Genomic DNA, 12,779 nt, shown 5'->3' with positions numbered 1-12,779 from the left:
CGGTGACTTCGTCGAGATCAGCGGCCGAGACGGGGGACGGACGGCTTCGTCGGCGCGGACATCGAGGCGGTCTGTCGAGAGGCGGCCCAGATCGCCGTCCGGCAGTACGTTCTGGAGGCGGAGAGCGACGCGAGCGTCGAGGAGATAGAGGTCACGGCCGAGCACTTCGAGACGGCGCTCGACAAGGTCGATACGACGGCCCCCCTCAGTCGAATCCACTGGTCAGCGTCACCACCCACTGTCCGGCGTCGTATTCCGAGCGGACCTCGATGTGCGTCACCCATTTCACCCACTGGAACCCGCGCCGACCGGGCGCGATAAGTCGGGCCGGCGCGCCGTGTCCGTGGCTCAACCGCTCCTCGCCGACGTGCGTCGCGAGCAGGGCGTCCTCCGCCTCCGCGAGCGGGAGACTCCACCGGTAGCCGGTGACCGAGACGAACCTGACGTAGGCCGCTTCCTCGTCGATTTCGCCGGCCGCGTCCAGCAGGTCGCTGACCCGGATCCCGCGCCACTCCTGGACCGTGTACCAGCCGCTGGTGCAGTCGAGCAGCGCTTCCGTCTCGTGGCCCGCGGCCAACTCCTCGGCGTCGAGTTCGATGGGGTTGGCGACTAGCCCGTCGACCTGTAGCCGGTACGACTCCCGGTCGATCGGATCGGGATCGTCGGCGACCCACGACGTGATCGGGAACGCGCCGTTTCCGTCGCCCTCCCGCGGCTGTGAGCCGCTGAACCGACGATCCGAACCGGCGGTATCGAGCAGCTCGTTGACGCCCTGTTGAAGCCGATACGCGGCAGCGCCCGCGCCCAGCAGCACAGTGTATCGCAGGACGGTGCGCCGACGCTCGAAGTCGGCTCGGCGAGGGAGCCGGAACCGCGTCGACGCGTGTGCAACTACGAGCAGGAGCAACACGAGCCCGAACCCAACGTGGACCGACAGCAGGGTCCAGTAGGAGATCCGTATGTCGAGTCCAAAGACCCAGAGGATCCCCGTCGAGAGCGCGCCGACGGCGGCGACGAGCGTCAGGACAGACAGCGCCGTCGACCGCTGCCACAGGCTCGGATCCGTGAGTCGCCGTCGAACGCGTGCGAGCTTCCAGACGAGCAGGCCGACGATAGCGAAGCCGAGCGCGCGGTGCAGCCAGAAGAGCGGCCACCCCTCGGGAACACCGACGGTAAAGGAGACGAGACCGGTACCGACCTCCGCGGAGACGAACAGCAGCAGCGACCAGTCGACCGCCCGTGGCGGCGGCTCGAACCGGTCGAGCGCGTCACGGAGTCTGGCTCTCGCTCCCATCTCAACTGTGGTACGTGCTAGCGAGACAAAACGATACGGTCGCGACGACGAAACGGTGTCGGCTACCGATGTGTGGATCTGCCGATCTCCGCGTTTATACGGGCTGAACAAGCCTTACACTCGTTCAGCCCTTATCTGTAGGTATGACGCACTCTGCACACACACCCGCGTCAGCAGCCCTCCTTGACGCCCCGATCGACGACCTCGACGACCGCTCCCGGCGAGCGCTGACCGAACGGATGTCGGTTCGTTCGATCGGCCGCGGCAGCTACGAGGTCGTCAGCGCGGGCGACGAATCGTATCTCGTCGATCTACCGGCAGGCCGCTGTACCTGCCCGGATCACCGCTTCAGGGGTGAACGGTGCAAACACGTCCGGCGGGTCGCTATCGAGATCACGGCCGGACGTGTTCCGGGGCCCGATCAGATCGCTGTCGACTGCGAGCGCTGTGGCGAGACCCTGTTCATGGATCGTACAGTACCCGAACCCTACCTCTGTCCGACCCACGAACTTGGCGTCGGGGACACTGTGTACGACCGCGAGATGGGCGACCGACTGCTCGTCGTCGGCCTCTCGGAGCGCCGGGCCGACGAGGTCTCTATCTCCGCGGCACGCGGGACCGTCGCAGAGCACTACTCGAACCGCGCGTACGACGCCGACGACCCGGTGGTCTCGGTGGTCTATCCACAATCCTTCGAGTTGACCGAGGACGGGCCGGTCCCCGACTCCCTGACCGTCTACTCGTTCCCCCGCTCGCGGCTCTCGACGACGCCGCCCGCCGATACCGCCTGAGCCGTCGTACCGTCCGTCAGCGGCGCTCGATCCGCATCTCCATCCCGTCGGCGGGATGCATCGTCAGCGAGCCACGCAGGTCGAGCGGGCCGTCGTCGACGCGGTCGAGCGTCCACTGATCCGCAATCGACGCCAGTACCATCGTCGCCTCGACGAGCGAGAACCGCTTGCCGATACAGCTTCGCGGCCCGGCACCGAACGGGAAGTAAGAGAACTGCGGGTTCGACGGCGACTCCCAGCGCTCCGGTCGGAACGTCTCGGGATCCTCGAAGTTCTCCGGATCGCGGTGGACCGCCCACTGGGGCAACATGACCAGCGATCCTTCCGGCACCGCATAGCCGCCGAGTTCGACGTCCTCTGTCGGCTGTCGGAACATCGTGTACACCGGCGGGTACAGCCGCATCGCCTCATCGAGCACCCAGCGCGTGTACTCCAGTTGCGGGATGTCGCCCATTCCGGGCTTGCCCTCGACCACGTCGTCGACCTCCTCGTGAAGCCGGCGCTCGGCCTCCGGGTTCTCCGAGAGCAGGTACAGCGCGTAGGTGAGCGTTAGCGCGGTCGTGTCGTGGCCGGCGAGCAGCATCGTCATGGCCTCGTCGCGCACCTGCTTGTCGTCTATCTGGCCGTCGTCGCGCGCACGGAGCAGGATCGAGAGCAGGTCGTCGCCGTCGAGCCCCTCGGCCGTCCGCTCGGCGACGACGTCGTCGATGACGCCCTCAAGGGTCTCTATCGCCGCGTGATACTGTCGGTTCTCCGCGGTTGGCAGCCAGTCCGGGACGACTGCGCGTCGCGGATCCGGCTCGAACCGGCGACCCAGCGGCTCCAGGTTCTCCTGGACGGTCCGGGTTCGCTCCGGCCCGAGTTCGGTGCCGAACATCGCGTCGACGATTATCTCGACGGTCACCGTCGCCATCTCGACTTCCATGTCGCGCACCTCGCCGTGGCTCCAGCCGTCGACGAGATGCTCCGCCCGAGTGGCCATCATTTCCGTCAGTTCGTTGATCCGTTCGGGTGCAAAGGCTGGCTGGGCTAGCTGGCGCATCTCCTGCCAGAACGTGCCCTCGCTCAGCAACAGGCCGTTGCCCAGCAGGTCCTCCATCGCGTCGCTCTGGAACTTGGGCTTTCGGAAGCGGTCCGGTTCCGCGACGAGCACCTGCTGGACAAGCTTCGGCGAGGAAACCATATACGTCTCCTGTGGCCCGAGGTCGAACGTCGCGACGTCACCGTAGGCATCGCGAACTGCGGACATGAATCGGAACGGGTCACGCGAGTAGTAGGGCGTGGTCCCGACTACCGGGAAGTTGTTTGGACCTGGGGGCTTTGGCTGCATTTGTCCGTATATTAGCCCACACAAACATGAACCGCACGTAGATACGATATCTGATAGATCAGTCGTCGACGTCGTCGAGTCGGGCCTGACTGGAGTGGCCGGTCAGTTCGTCGAAGTCGGTCCCGTCGGCCAGTGCGGTCTCCTTTTTCACCCGGTAGTTCCCCCCGTCGGTCGTGTACAGATCCGCCGGATGGAAAAAGTACCAGTCCTCCCGGTCGAACCGGATACCGATCCGTGGCTTCGCCCCGAAGTTCTGTGCGAAGTACACCAGCGCCTCGACCTCTTCGCCGGTCAGATAGATCGGATCGCCGGCGCTCGATTTCGCCTCGATAGCGTAGAAGGTCTCCCCATCGCCAGCCAGTACGTCCGGTAGCTCCCGGTCGGTGGCACTCCCGCTCGCCGGCGCACGCATCACGGCGAAACCGGCGGCGTCGAGTTCGTTCACGAGTTCGCGCTCTCGCCTGTCGCCCTTCGCGTTCGACATCGGGTAGATGCTGGGTCGGCGCTCCCTTAACCCCCGTGGTCAGGGTTGCTCTTCGAACTCCTCGATGACGCCGTGGACCTGCTCCGCCCACGCGTCGAGTCCCTCTTTCAGCATCTCCTTTGCTTCCGGGAGCGGGACGGCCATATACTGGTAGACGTAGCCGCCAGAATCGAGCAGTCTGCGCTCGCGCGTCGCAAGGCCCAGATCAAGCAACGTCGTCAGCGCGCGGTTGACGTTGCTCCGATCCCGGTCTAGCGCGTCGGCTAGCTCTTCGACCGTGCTTCCAGGCTGGTCGAGCAACCGCACGTATGTCCGGGTAACGTGTTCGTTGACGCCGAACACGCAGGACATCACGACGGTGAAATCCGGCTCGGCGGCTTCCATCAGACGCCGCATGTTGGGGTCAGGAGACTCGGTCATATCTGGACATAGAGCGACCGGGAGATAAAACCGGACACTTCCGACAGATCATACCGCCTGAGACACAGGTTTATGAACCGAAACGGGGCTACTCCCGACTCGTCCCCGACCCCACTACCACGGCGCTGGACGAGGCGGGTGCGCGACATGCCGCGTCGTGGGCCGCGATGTCGCCTGTTCGCCCGGAACAACGGTCAGTCGGTGCTGTATCCGAACCGGCGGATACACTCCCGCATCTCGGCCTCGTCGTCGTGCTTGTGGAGCGTTGTCGGCGTGTCACAGTAGTAGGTCCCGCCGTCGAACCGTAGCGTTACGTCGTAGGTCGAACCGAGCATCTCCGTCTCGACGATCACTCGCTGGCCCTCGTTGAGCGTCGCCACCAGTTCGTCCATGCTCAGTTCGCCGGATGCCACGCGGAGCGGTTCACTCATCACTCAGCCGTTCGAGGCCCGATCACAAGAATCACCCAGATTCACGCTCGAAACGGGATCGGTCATGCGGCCGATCCCGGGACTTTGTTCACTCGGCTTGCTCGTCCAGCCAGACCATCAGTCCCTTCTGCGCGTGTAGCCGGTTCTCCGCCTGATCCCAGACGACCGCACTGTCGCTCTCGATGACGTCGTCAGTGACCTCTTCCCCGCGATGGGCCGGCAGACAGTGCATCACGATGGGGTCGTCGGCATCGGCCAGCAGTTCGTCGCTCAACTGGAACCCGTCGAAGTCGTCCATCCGGACGTCTCGCTCGTCCTCCTGGCCCATGCTGATCCAGACGTCAGTGTAGACGACGTCGGCGTTCGCAACTGCCTCGACCGGGTCAGTCGTGACTGTCGGCTCGCCGCCGAGGTCTGCGGCGCGCTCGACGACGTCCTCGTCGATACCGTACCCCTCGGGCGTGGCGATGGTGAGGTCGACGCCGGTGAGCGCACAGCCGAGTGCGAATGACTGGGCGACGTTGTTGCCGTCGCCGACCCATGCCGCCGAGACGTCGTTCAGATCGCCCCTGTGCTCGCGGATCGTCAGCAGGTCCGCGAGCGTCTGGCAGGGGTGGGCGTCGTCGGTCAGCCCGTTGATCACCGGGACGTCGGCGTAGCTGGCCAGCTCTTCGATGTTGGCGTGGTTGAACACGCGGGCCATCAGCAGGTCGACGTATCGTGAGAGTGCGCGCGAGGTGTCCTTGAGCGGTTCGCCCCGCCCGAGTTGGATGTCGCTTTCGCCGAGGAAGACGGCGTGGCCTCCCAGTTGGGTCATCCCGGTCTCGAAGGAGACTCGGGTCCGCGTGCTTGGCTTCTGGAACACCATCCCGAGCGTGCGCTGGTCGAAGTCGTCGTGTGTGACGCCGTCCGCGAACTCGGATTTGTACTCGCTGGCGACGTCGAGGACGGTCTCCAGTTCTGTGCGTGTCAGGTCGTCTACGTCGAGGAAGTGTCGTGGACTCTCGCTCATTCGTGTTCACCTATGAGTCGTTCCGTAACCGATTCGAGCACCTCGATCGAGCGGTCGTACTCCGCCAGCGACAGGTGCTCGTTCGGCGCGTGGTCGAGATCCGAGTCACCGGGCCCGTAGGTGACGATCGGACTGTCCCAGTGGTCAGCGAAGACGTTCATGTCGCTCGTCCCGGTCTTTCTGAGCAGGCGCGGATCGCCGCCGCTCTCCCGGATGGCGACGCGGAACGCGCGAGCCACCTCGGTCCGCGAGCTCTCCATCACCGGTTCGACCTTGTCCTTCCAGTGGACCGAGCCCATCCCGTCGAGGTAGCCGTCCGCGATCTCGCGGACCTCCTCGACTGTCAGGTCCGGCGGGATCCGGAGCTGGACATCCATCGTCGCCTCGACGGACAGGCCGTCGTCGGTGAGACCGCCGTTCATACTCGTCGGTTTCGGCGTGACTCGCTCGAAGACGGGCTCCCAGTCGTCGGCCTCGAACTCGCTCTCGACGTTCGACCACCAGGCGATAGCGTCCTGGACGGCGTTGTTCTCCGGGCGGGAAGTGTGTCCGGACTCGCTCGTCGCGACGTAGGTGCCGGCGAGCAGTCCGCGGTAACCGAGCGTGATACCGTCCCAGCCGCTGGGCTCACCGTTGATGACAACGTCCGGCACGCGATCGCGGTCGTCGATCACGAACCGAGAGCCGCGGGAGTCGACCTCCTCGCCGACGACGCCGACGAAACTGACGCCGGTCTCGACGGCCGCGACCGCCATTGCGGCGAGCGGGCCGGTCGCGTCGACGCTGCCGCGCCCCCACAGCATCTTGCCGTCGTCGCCCTCTTCGATCCGTACCGGGATGTCGCCCGGGACGGTGTCGATGTGTGACGTGAGTAACACCGAGTCGTTGGCCGGCGCGCGCACGTTTCCGATCTCGTCAATCCAGACTTCGCGGTCGTGCGCCTCGAAGAACGTCGCCAGTCGCTCGGCGGCCTCGCGCTCCTCGTCGGTCGGCGAGGGGATGCTCACCAGATCGACGAGCAGGTCGCGGGCCTCGCTGTCCGCGCTGGTCTCGACTGTCGCCGTCATTCGTTCTCACCCAGTATGTCGACCAGCGCATCCACGACCTGATCCGCGTGCTCGCGGTCGATCGTCAGCGGCGGGAGTAGCCGCAGGACCGACCGCCCGGCGGGTAGCGCGAGGATCCCGTGGTTCAGCGCGAGTTGCTTCAGTAGCCGGTTCGATCCGCGCTTGACTTCGATGCCGATCATCAGTCCCTCGCCGCGGACGTCGCGGACGACGTCGCCGAGTTCGGCCTCGATCTCTTCGCGGAGATAGCGCCCGATTTCGTGGGCGTGGGCCGGTATCTCCTCGTCGACGATGGTCGAGACCGTCGCTTCGGCGGCGGCGCTGATGACGGGACCGCCGCTGAACGTCGAGGCGTGCGAGCCGTAGTCCTCGGCGATCCAGTCGCGACACAGCGTTGCGCCGATGGGAAGCCCGTTGCCCAACCCCTTCGCGCTGGTGATCATGTCGGGGACGACGTCGCTCCCGTTCGCGGCCCACAGCGATCCGGTCCGTCCCATCCCGGTCTGTACCTCGTCGAAGATCAGGGCCGCGCCGTTCGTCGCCGTCTCGACGCGGGTGGTCTGGAGGAACTCCTTCGTGGCCGGGTTGATGCCGCCCTCGCCCTGAATCGGCTCGGCGATCACGGCGGCAGTGTCCTCGTCGACCGCCTCGGCCATCGCATCGCCGTCGTTGTACGGGACGAACTCCACGTCGCCGATCAACGGCTCGTACGGCGTCTTGTACTTGTTCTTCCAGGTCGTCGCCAGCGCGCCCATCGTCCGACCGTGAAAGCCCTGCATCGTGGCCACGATCTTCGAGTTCCCCGTCGCCGATCGGGCGAACTTCAGCGCGGCCTCGTTGGCCTCGGTGCCGGAGTTACAGAGCCACACGTTGTCGACGGTCTTCGGTGCCGTCTCGGCCAGTAGCTCGTAGAGATCGGTCCGGCTCTGCACCGGATAGGACGCCTGCACGTAGGTCAGATCGTCGACCTGCTCGTGGACGGCGTCGTCGACGGTCGTGTGGCTGTGCCCGAGCGGGACGCAGGCGTAGCTGGCACCCATATCGAGATACTCGGTCCCGCTGTCGTCGTAGAGATACGCGCCCTCGCCGCGCTCGATCTGGATCGGCTTCTCGTTGAAGACGAAGCCACTCATGACTCTCCCTCCGCGGTCTCGGCCAGTGCGTCGGCCGTGATGTGTGTCCCGCCGCCGTCGATAGCGTCGCTGATCGGCGCATCGACGTTGGCGTCGGCGACGACGACCTCGCGTGCGCCGCCAGCAAGGGCTTCCTTCGCGGCCATGACCTTCTTCGTCATGAACCCTTCTGCGGCCTCCTCGATGCCTTCGAGTCCCGCCGGGTCGGTCGCCCGCTCGATCAGGGTCGACTCGTCGTCGGGGTCGGCGAGAATGCCGGGGACGTCGGTGAGGACGACCAGCGTTGCGTCGAGCGCGCCGGCCACTGCGGCCGCGGCGCGGTCCGCGTCGGCATTGACCGGCGTGAACCGCTTTGATCGCGGCTCATCGCCGCTCTCCGCGGAACTGCGTTCCACGCTCTCTTCGCCGAGCATCGGTACCGTCACGACGGGTGTGTAGCCGTCGCCAAGTAGTGTCTCCAGCAGACCGGCGTTGACGTCGGTGATCTTTCCGGAGTGGTCGCCGCGCTTGATTTTCTTCGTGCCGTCTTCGACGACTCGAACCGCGGACTTCCGGGGGCCCGTGATGAGTCCGCCGTCGACGCCCGAAAGGCCGACTGCGTCGACGCCCTGGTTCTGCAGGCCGGCGGTCAGATCGGTGTTGAGCCGTCCGGGGAGCACCATCTCGAACACTTCCATGGTGCGTTCGTCGGTAAACCGCCCGACGACGCCGCCCGGTGTCTCGACGTACGTCGGCTCCTCGCCGAGTTCCTCTAGCGTGTCGTCGACGGCGGTCGAGCCACCGTGGACGACGACTACCTGTTCATCCTGTTCAACCAGCTTCGCGACGTCGGCGAGTGCACCTGCCGGGTCGACGGCACGCGCTCCACCGATCTTGACGACAGTTGTCATGAGAATCCCTGTTGCATGTATTCAGTGTGTGTCGGTATCAAAAGTTGACGGTTCACGGCCGCTACGGCGATCCAATGGGGTGGAGCCCCTGGAACTCCAGTCCGGCCGTTTCGTCGAGTCCCAGCGCGACGTTGGTGGCGTGGACGGCCTGCCCGGCAGAACCCTTCATCATGTTGTCGATAGCCGAGAAGACGACGATGCGCTCGTTCGAGGGGTCGAGTTCGAAGCCGACCTCGCCGTAGTTCGTGCCGGCGACGGCTTTCGGTTCGGGATACCGGTAGACGCCGCTCCCGCCCGCGGCCATGCGCATGAACGGTTCGTCCTCGTACGCGCCGCGGTAGGCCTTCCAGAGGTCGCCTTTCGAGACTGGTCCGTTCGGGAAGACGTGGGCAGTTGCCGACGCGCCGCGTACCATGTCCACCGCGTGGCAGGTAAAGGAGACGTCCAGTCCGAGGAACGACTCGATCTCGGCCTCGTGGCGGTGGCCGGTCGGCGCGTACGGGCGGACGACGCCCGAGCGCTCGGGATGCGAGGAGGCGTCGCCGCCGCCCGCACCGCCTTCCGAGGAGCCGACCTTCACGTCGACGACGACCTGTTCGGAGCCGTCGAGGACGCCCGCCTCGATCAGCGGATGCAGGCCCAGAATCGTCGCCGTGGCGTTACAGCCGCCGGAGGCGATCAGATCAGCGCCCGGTAGCTCATCGCGCGTAATCTCCGGGAGCGCGTAGACCGATCCTTCGAGCAGTTCCGGCCGGGAGTGCCCGTCGTACCATTCGTCGTAGGCCGCTTCGGTATCCAGGCGGAAGTCAGCCGAGAGGTCGACGACGGTGTCGGCCGCGTCCTGAAACCGGTCGATCTGCTCCATCGAGACGCCGTGGGGCGTCGCCGTGAACAGCACGTCGACGGTCGCTAGCTCCTCGGGATCGGAAAAGCGCAGCTCCGGGTGCGTCCCGCGGAGGTTCGGATGCACGGAGCCGACGGACTTGCCGTCGTAGCTCCGGCTTGTCGCCTGTGCGATGTCGAAATTCGGATGGCTCGCCAGCAGGCGAAGCAGTTCGCCGCCGGTGAAGCCGCTCGCGCCGACGACGCCCGCGGTCAGGTCGGCCATCACGCAGTCACCTCGACCTTCGATTCGAGCCAGTCGACGACTTCGCCCGTCACGTCGATCTCGGTGGCGTCGTTCAGTGCCTTGAACTCGACGGTGTGGTTGACCTCGTGGACGGTGTAGCCACCCGCTTCGGGTGCATCGTCGTCCTGGGACACCCCCGTCTCCATCAGGTCGACGCCGAGGAGGCCGCCGCCGACGGCGTCACTGGCCTCTTTGACGAGCGCTCGCGCCTCGTCATCTAGCTCGAAGGCGTCGGTTTCGGCACCCTTCGCGGCGTTGGTCAGCCAGTGCTCCGACGAGCGGACCATCGCGCCGACGGGTTCACCGTCGACAGCCAGTACGCGGATGTCCCGGCCGGGCTTGTCGACGAACTCCTGCACGTAGAACACCTTGTGCTCGTAGTGGCCGAGCGTCGCCTTGTGTTCGAGCACGGCTTCGGCCGCGCTGCGGGAGTCGATCTTGGCCATCAGGCGTCCCCACGAGCCGATAACCGGCTTGATCACGCAGGGGTAGCCGAAGGACTCGATGATCTCCATGGCCGACTCCTTGGTAAACGCGACCTCGGTGTTCGGTGTAGGGATCCCCGCCCGTTCGAGCGCGAGGCTGTTTTTCACCTTGTCGGCACAGATCTCGGCGGTCTCGGCGCTGTTGACGACCGGGATGTCGTACGCATCACAGAACTGCGTGGCGTAGCGACTCCGGCTCGTCGCCAGACAGCGGTCGAGTACGATGTCGACGCCCTCGAACGCTTCCGGCGGCTCCCGGATCGAAAAGCGTTGTTTGCGCACGTCGATCTTTGCGACCTCGTGGTCGCGGTCGCGTAGCTCTTCGAGTAGCAGTTTCTCGTCTTTCCTGATCCGGGAGTAGAGTAATCCGACTTTCATAGAGGAATCCTCGTGGGCGTGCTCACCGCTCCTGCCGTCATTACTCGCCCCAGTCCTCTTCGAGCTCTGGGGCCTTGTCGAGTTCGGGTGGTTCGACGTCGATCACTTCCAGTTCCGCGCCGCAGGTGGTACAATCGATGATCTCTCCGACTTCGAGGCTGTCGTGCAGGGAGACCTCCGCCCCGCATTCGACGCATTCTACCATTGTACTCCTCTCTCGTTCCTATACCTACTTAAATCCTGCGAACTTATCAGAGAAAAGAAATACGCACACTGCAAGCTAACGGTCCAAAAACAGAGTTTGCAGAGTTTTTGCTGATCCAGTATCAAATTATATATGTTTCCCCGGGCGGGGATCGCCGTCTCTCGGGTGGCTCACACATAGTCGCTCACCGCGGTATCGAGCTGGTCGCGTGCGGTTTCGAGATTCTCTCTGCGGTCGGCGAGTGTCTCCTGATCGGCGTCGACCCGTCCATCGGCCTCGTCGAGGTAGGCCGCGACCGCTGTGGCCGCCGGCCCCCCCATCGAATCACGGGAGGCAACGCTTTCGACCGGATCGAGCGCGGCCTCGACCGCTTCGGGGTCGACGTACTCTGAAACGGGGTCGTCGAGCACCTCGCGTGCCGCGGCGTCGACGGCGTCGAGATCGGTTTTACCCTCTTGCCGGCCGTCTTCGTCCGACTGGTCGGTGTCTCGTGTTTCGATCTCCTCCGCGGCGACCGCGACGACCTCGTGGGCCGTTCGAAACGGAAGCCCGTGGGCGGCCAGCAGGTCGGCAACGCCGGTCGCCGTCGAGAAGCCCTCGCCAGCGGCGTCGGCGAGCACGTCTTCGGGCCACTCGGCCGTGGCGACGGCCCCGCCGACCACGTCGGTCGCGTCGAGCACGGCGTCGACGGTCTCCCATGCATAGGGCGTCGCGGACTGCAGATCGCGGTTGTATGCGCGTGGTAGCCCTTTGAGCGTCGTCAACAGGCCGTTGACTCCGGCCGCCGCCTCGCCCGCAGTCGCGCGAACGAGTTCGAGCGTGTCCGGGTTCTTCTTCTGGGGCATGATCGAAGACGTCGAAGCGTAATCGTCCGATAGCTCGACGAAGCCGCGATTGGCGAAGACGATGACGTCCTCGGCGAGTCCCGAAAGGGTGGTGGTGTGGGTGGCCAGCGCGGTCACGCTTTCGAGCAGGAAATCACGCGCCGAGGAGGCGTCCATCGAGTTCTCGACGACACCGGTCGAGCGATGCGCTACCGGGCCCTCACTCGCTCCGCTCGCTGGGACGCCCCCGAAGCCGAGAAGCGCTGCAGTGCGCTCGCGGTCGATGTCGAACGTCGTCCCGGCGAAGGCCGCCGCGCCCAGGGGCGAACGGTTCACGCGCTCGTAGGCATCGAGCAGGCGTTCGGTATCACGTGCGATCGCTTGCTCGTACGAACAGAGCCAGTGGGCGACGGTCGTCGGCTGTGCAGGCTGGAGATGCGTGTAGCCGGGCATGATCGTCTCCGTATGCTGGCTTGCGGTCTCCAGTAACTGCTCGCGCAGCGCGACAGTTGCCTCGACGGCGTCGAGCAGGTCCTCGCGCAACTGGTAGCGGATACAGGTCGCCACCTCGTCGTTGCGCGAGCGCGCGGTGTGCATTTTGCCGCCGTCCCGCCCGACGCGCTCGATCACGGCGGTCTCGATCGCGGCGTGGACGTCCTCACCCTCCGGCAGGGCGTCGTGGCCCGCGGCTTCGATATCGCCCAGCGCCGCGAGCATCTCGCCGGCGATGTCGTCCTCGATGACGTCCTGCTCGGCCAGCATGACGACGTGTGCGCGGTCGACTGCGATATCGGCCGCGAAGATGCGCGTGTCCGCGTCCATCGAGGAGAGGAACTCCCGGGCGGGGCCGCCGCTGAAGCGGTCGCGCCGGACTACATCGGAACTGGGGTCTCTCTCCTCGGTCAT

The 12,779-nt window shown here is 65.6% G+C and carries 14 protein-coding genes and 1 pseudogene; 2 read left to right on the top strand and 13 right to left on the bottom strand.

Annotation, left to right across the window (positions count from 1 at the left end; translation table 11 throughout):
- The first annotated feature begins 60 nt into the window (after window positions 1-60).
- Window positions 61-321 carry a hypothetical protein gene (locus ACFQL3_RS16055; protein ID WP_377057126.1) on the top strand — a complete coding sequence of 87 codons (261 nt, stop codon included), beginning with the start codon at window positions 61-63 and terminating at the stop codon, window positions 319-321.
- Here the strand turns inward: ACFQL3_RS16055 and ACFQL3_RS16050 are convergent.
- On the bottom strand, window positions 206-1,294 hold the full coding sequence (locus ACFQL3_RS16050; RefSeq protein WP_377056120.1) for a molybdopterin-dependent oxidoreductase: 1,089 nt from the start codon (window positions 1,292-1,294) through the stop codon (window positions 206-208). The two genes, ACFQL3_RS16055 and ACFQL3_RS16050, sit on opposite strands and share 116 nt — an antisense overlap.
- 143 nt (window positions 1,295-1,437) lie before the next feature.
- Here ACFQL3_RS16050 and ACFQL3_RS16045 point away from each other — a divergent pair, with 143 nt between their 5' ends.
- A complete protein-coding gene (locus ACFQL3_RS16045; RefSeq protein WP_377056118.1) occupies window positions 1,438-2,085 on the top strand; it encodes an SWIM zinc finger family protein in 648 nt (215 codons plus the stop codon).
- Window positions 2,086-2,101: 16 nt separating this feature from the next.
- Here the strand turns inward: ACFQL3_RS16045 and ACFQL3_RS16040 are convergent, their stop codons facing one another.
- The 12 genes and pseudogenes from ACFQL3_RS16040 to argH all read right to left on the bottom strand — a co-directional run bounded on the left by ACFQL3_RS16040 (window position 2,102) and on the right by argH (window position 12,779).
- Window positions 2,102-3,415, bottom strand: a complete 1,314-nt coding sequence (locus ACFQL3_RS16040) for a cytochrome P450 (protein WP_377056116.1) — start codon at window positions 3,413-3,415, stop codon at window positions 2,102-2,104.
- A gap of 61 nt (window positions 3,416-3,476) precedes the next feature.
- Window positions 3,477-3,899 (bottom strand): annotated as a pseudogene (hjc, locus tag ACFQL3_RS16035) (Holliday junction resolvase Hjc); the annotation flags it as partial.
- A gap of 39 nt (window positions 3,900-3,938) precedes the next feature.
- Complete coding sequence (locus ACFQL3_RS16030) at window positions 3,939-4,319, bottom strand: helix-turn-helix domain-containing protein (RefSeq protein ID WP_377056114.1); 381 nt, start codon at window positions 4,317-4,319, stop codon at window positions 3,939-3,941.
- A 194-nt stretch (window positions 4,320-4,513) separates the two neighbouring features.
- Window positions 4,514-4,750: a hypothetical protein gene (locus tag ACFQL3_RS16025; RefSeq protein ID WP_377056112.1), complete on the bottom strand. Its 237-nt coding sequence runs from the start codon at window positions 4,748-4,750 to the stop codon at window positions 4,514-4,516.
- A gap of 88 nt (window positions 4,751-4,838) precedes the next feature.
- Window positions 4,839-5,762, bottom strand: a complete 924-nt coding sequence (gene argF / locus ACFQL3_RS16020; protein ID WP_377056110.1) for an ornithine carbamoyltransferase — start codon at window positions 5,760-5,762, stop codon at window positions 4,839-4,841.
- Entirely contained in the window at window positions 5,759-6,829 is a 1,071-nt protein-coding gene (locus ACFQL3_RS16015; protein ID WP_377056108.1) for a [LysW]-lysine hydrolase, read from the bottom strand. The genes argF and ACFQL3_RS16015 overlap by 4 nt, the downstream gene beginning before the upstream one ends.
- On the bottom strand, window positions 6,826-7,962 hold the full coding sequence (locus ACFQL3_RS16010; protein ID WP_377056106.1) for an aspartate aminotransferase family protein: 1,137 nt from the start codon (window positions 7,960-7,962) through the stop codon (window positions 6,826-6,828). Before ACFQL3_RS16010 ends, ACFQL3_RS16015 begins: the two co-directional genes overlap by 4 nt.
- On the bottom strand, window positions 7,959-8,852 hold the full coding sequence (locus ACFQL3_RS16005; protein WP_377056104.1) for an acetylglutamate/acetylaminoadipate kinase: 894 nt from the start codon (window positions 8,850-8,852) through the stop codon (window positions 7,959-7,961). Before ACFQL3_RS16005 ends, ACFQL3_RS16010 begins: the two co-directional genes overlap by 4 nt.
- A 61-nt stretch (window positions 8,853-8,913) precedes the next feature.
- On the bottom strand, window positions 8,914-9,960 hold the full coding sequence (argC, locus tag ACFQL3_RS16000; protein ID WP_377056102.1) for an N-acetyl-gamma-glutamyl-phosphate reductase: 1,047 nt from the start codon (window positions 9,958-9,960) through the stop codon (window positions 8,914-8,916).
- On the bottom strand, window positions 9,960-10,844 hold the full coding sequence (lysX, locus tag ACFQL3_RS15995) for a lysine biosynthesis protein LysX (RefSeq protein WP_377056100.1): 885 nt from the start codon (window positions 10,842-10,844) through the stop codon (window positions 9,960-9,962). Before lysX ends, argC begins: the two co-directional genes overlap by 1 nt.
- Window positions 10,845-10,884: 40 nt before the next feature.
- Complete coding sequence (gene lysW / locus ACFQL3_RS15990) at window positions 10,885-11,049, bottom strand: lysine biosynthesis protein LysW (protein WP_377056098.1); 165 nt, start codon at window positions 11,047-11,049, stop codon at window positions 10,885-10,887.
- A 170-nt stretch (window positions 11,050-11,219) separates the two neighbouring features.
- The gene (gene argH, locus ACFQL3_RS15985) at window positions 11,220-12,779 is read right to left on the bottom strand and encodes an argininosuccinate lyase (RefSeq protein WP_377056096.1); all 1,560 of its coding nucleotides are present in this window, start codon (window positions 12,777-12,779) and stop codon (window positions 11,220-11,222) included.

Source organism: Natronoarchaeum sp. GCM10025321 (genome assembly GCF_042663585.1).
Classification (GTDB): domain Archaea; phylum Halobacteriota; class Halobacteria; order Halobacteriales; family Natronoarchaeaceae; genus Natranaeroarchaeum.
Note: the sequence above shows the minus strand (reverse complement) of the source record. Positions and strands in the feature narration are given on the sequence as shown.

Bases quoted from the DNA above. Each gene is read 5' to 3' on its own strand.
- ACFQL3_RS16040 (WP_377056116.1), bottom strand. From the start codon at position 3,415: ATGCAGCCAAAGCCCCCAGGTCCAAACAACTTCCCGGTAGTCGGGACC.
- argF (WP_377056110.1), bottom strand. From the start codon at position 5,762: ATGAGCGAGAGTCCACGACACTTCCTCGACGTAGACGACCTGACACGC.
- argH (WP_377056096.1), bottom strand. From the start codon at position 12,779: ATGACCGAGGAGAGAGACCCCAGTTCCGATGTAGTCCGGCGCGACCGC.
- ACFQL3_RS16015 (WP_377056108.1), bottom strand. From the start codon at position 6,829: ATGACGGCGACAGTCGAGACCAGCGCGGACAGCGAGGCCCGCGACCTG.
- ACFQL3_RS16045 (WP_377056118.1), top strand. From the start codon at position 1,438: ATGACGCACTCTGCACACACACCCGCGTCAGCAGCCCTCCTTGACGCC.
- ACFQL3_RS16010 (WP_377056106.1), bottom strand. From the start codon at position 7,962: ATGAGTGGCTTCGTCTTCAACGAGAAGCCGATCCAGATCGAGCGCGGC.
- ACFQL3_RS16050 (WP_377056120.1), bottom strand. From the start codon at position 1,294: ATGGGAGCGAGAGCCAGACTCCGTGACGCGCTCGACCGGTTCGAGCCG.
- ACFQL3_RS16025 (WP_377056112.1), bottom strand. From the start codon at position 4,750: ATGAGTGAACCGCTCCGCGTGGCATCCGGCGAACTGAGCATGGACGAA.
- ACFQL3_RS16005 (WP_377056104.1), bottom strand. From the start codon at position 8,852: ATGACAACTGTCGTCAAGATCGGTGGAGCGCGTGCCGTCGACCCGGCA.
- lysX (WP_377056100.1), bottom strand. From the start codon at position 10,844: ATGAAAGTCGGATTACTCTACTCCCGGATCAGGAAAGACGAGAAACTG.
- lysW (WP_377056098.1), bottom strand. From the start codon at position 11,049: ATGGTAGAATGCGTCGAATGCGGGGCGGAGGTCTCCCTGCACGACAGC.
- argC (WP_377056102.1), bottom strand. From the start codon at position 9,960: ATGGCCGACCTGACCGCGGGCGTCGTCGGCGCGAGCGGCTTCACCGGC.
- ACFQL3_RS16030 (WP_377056114.1), bottom strand. From the start codon at position 4,319: ATGACCGAGTCTCCTGACCCCAACATGCGGCGTCTGATGGAAGCCGCC.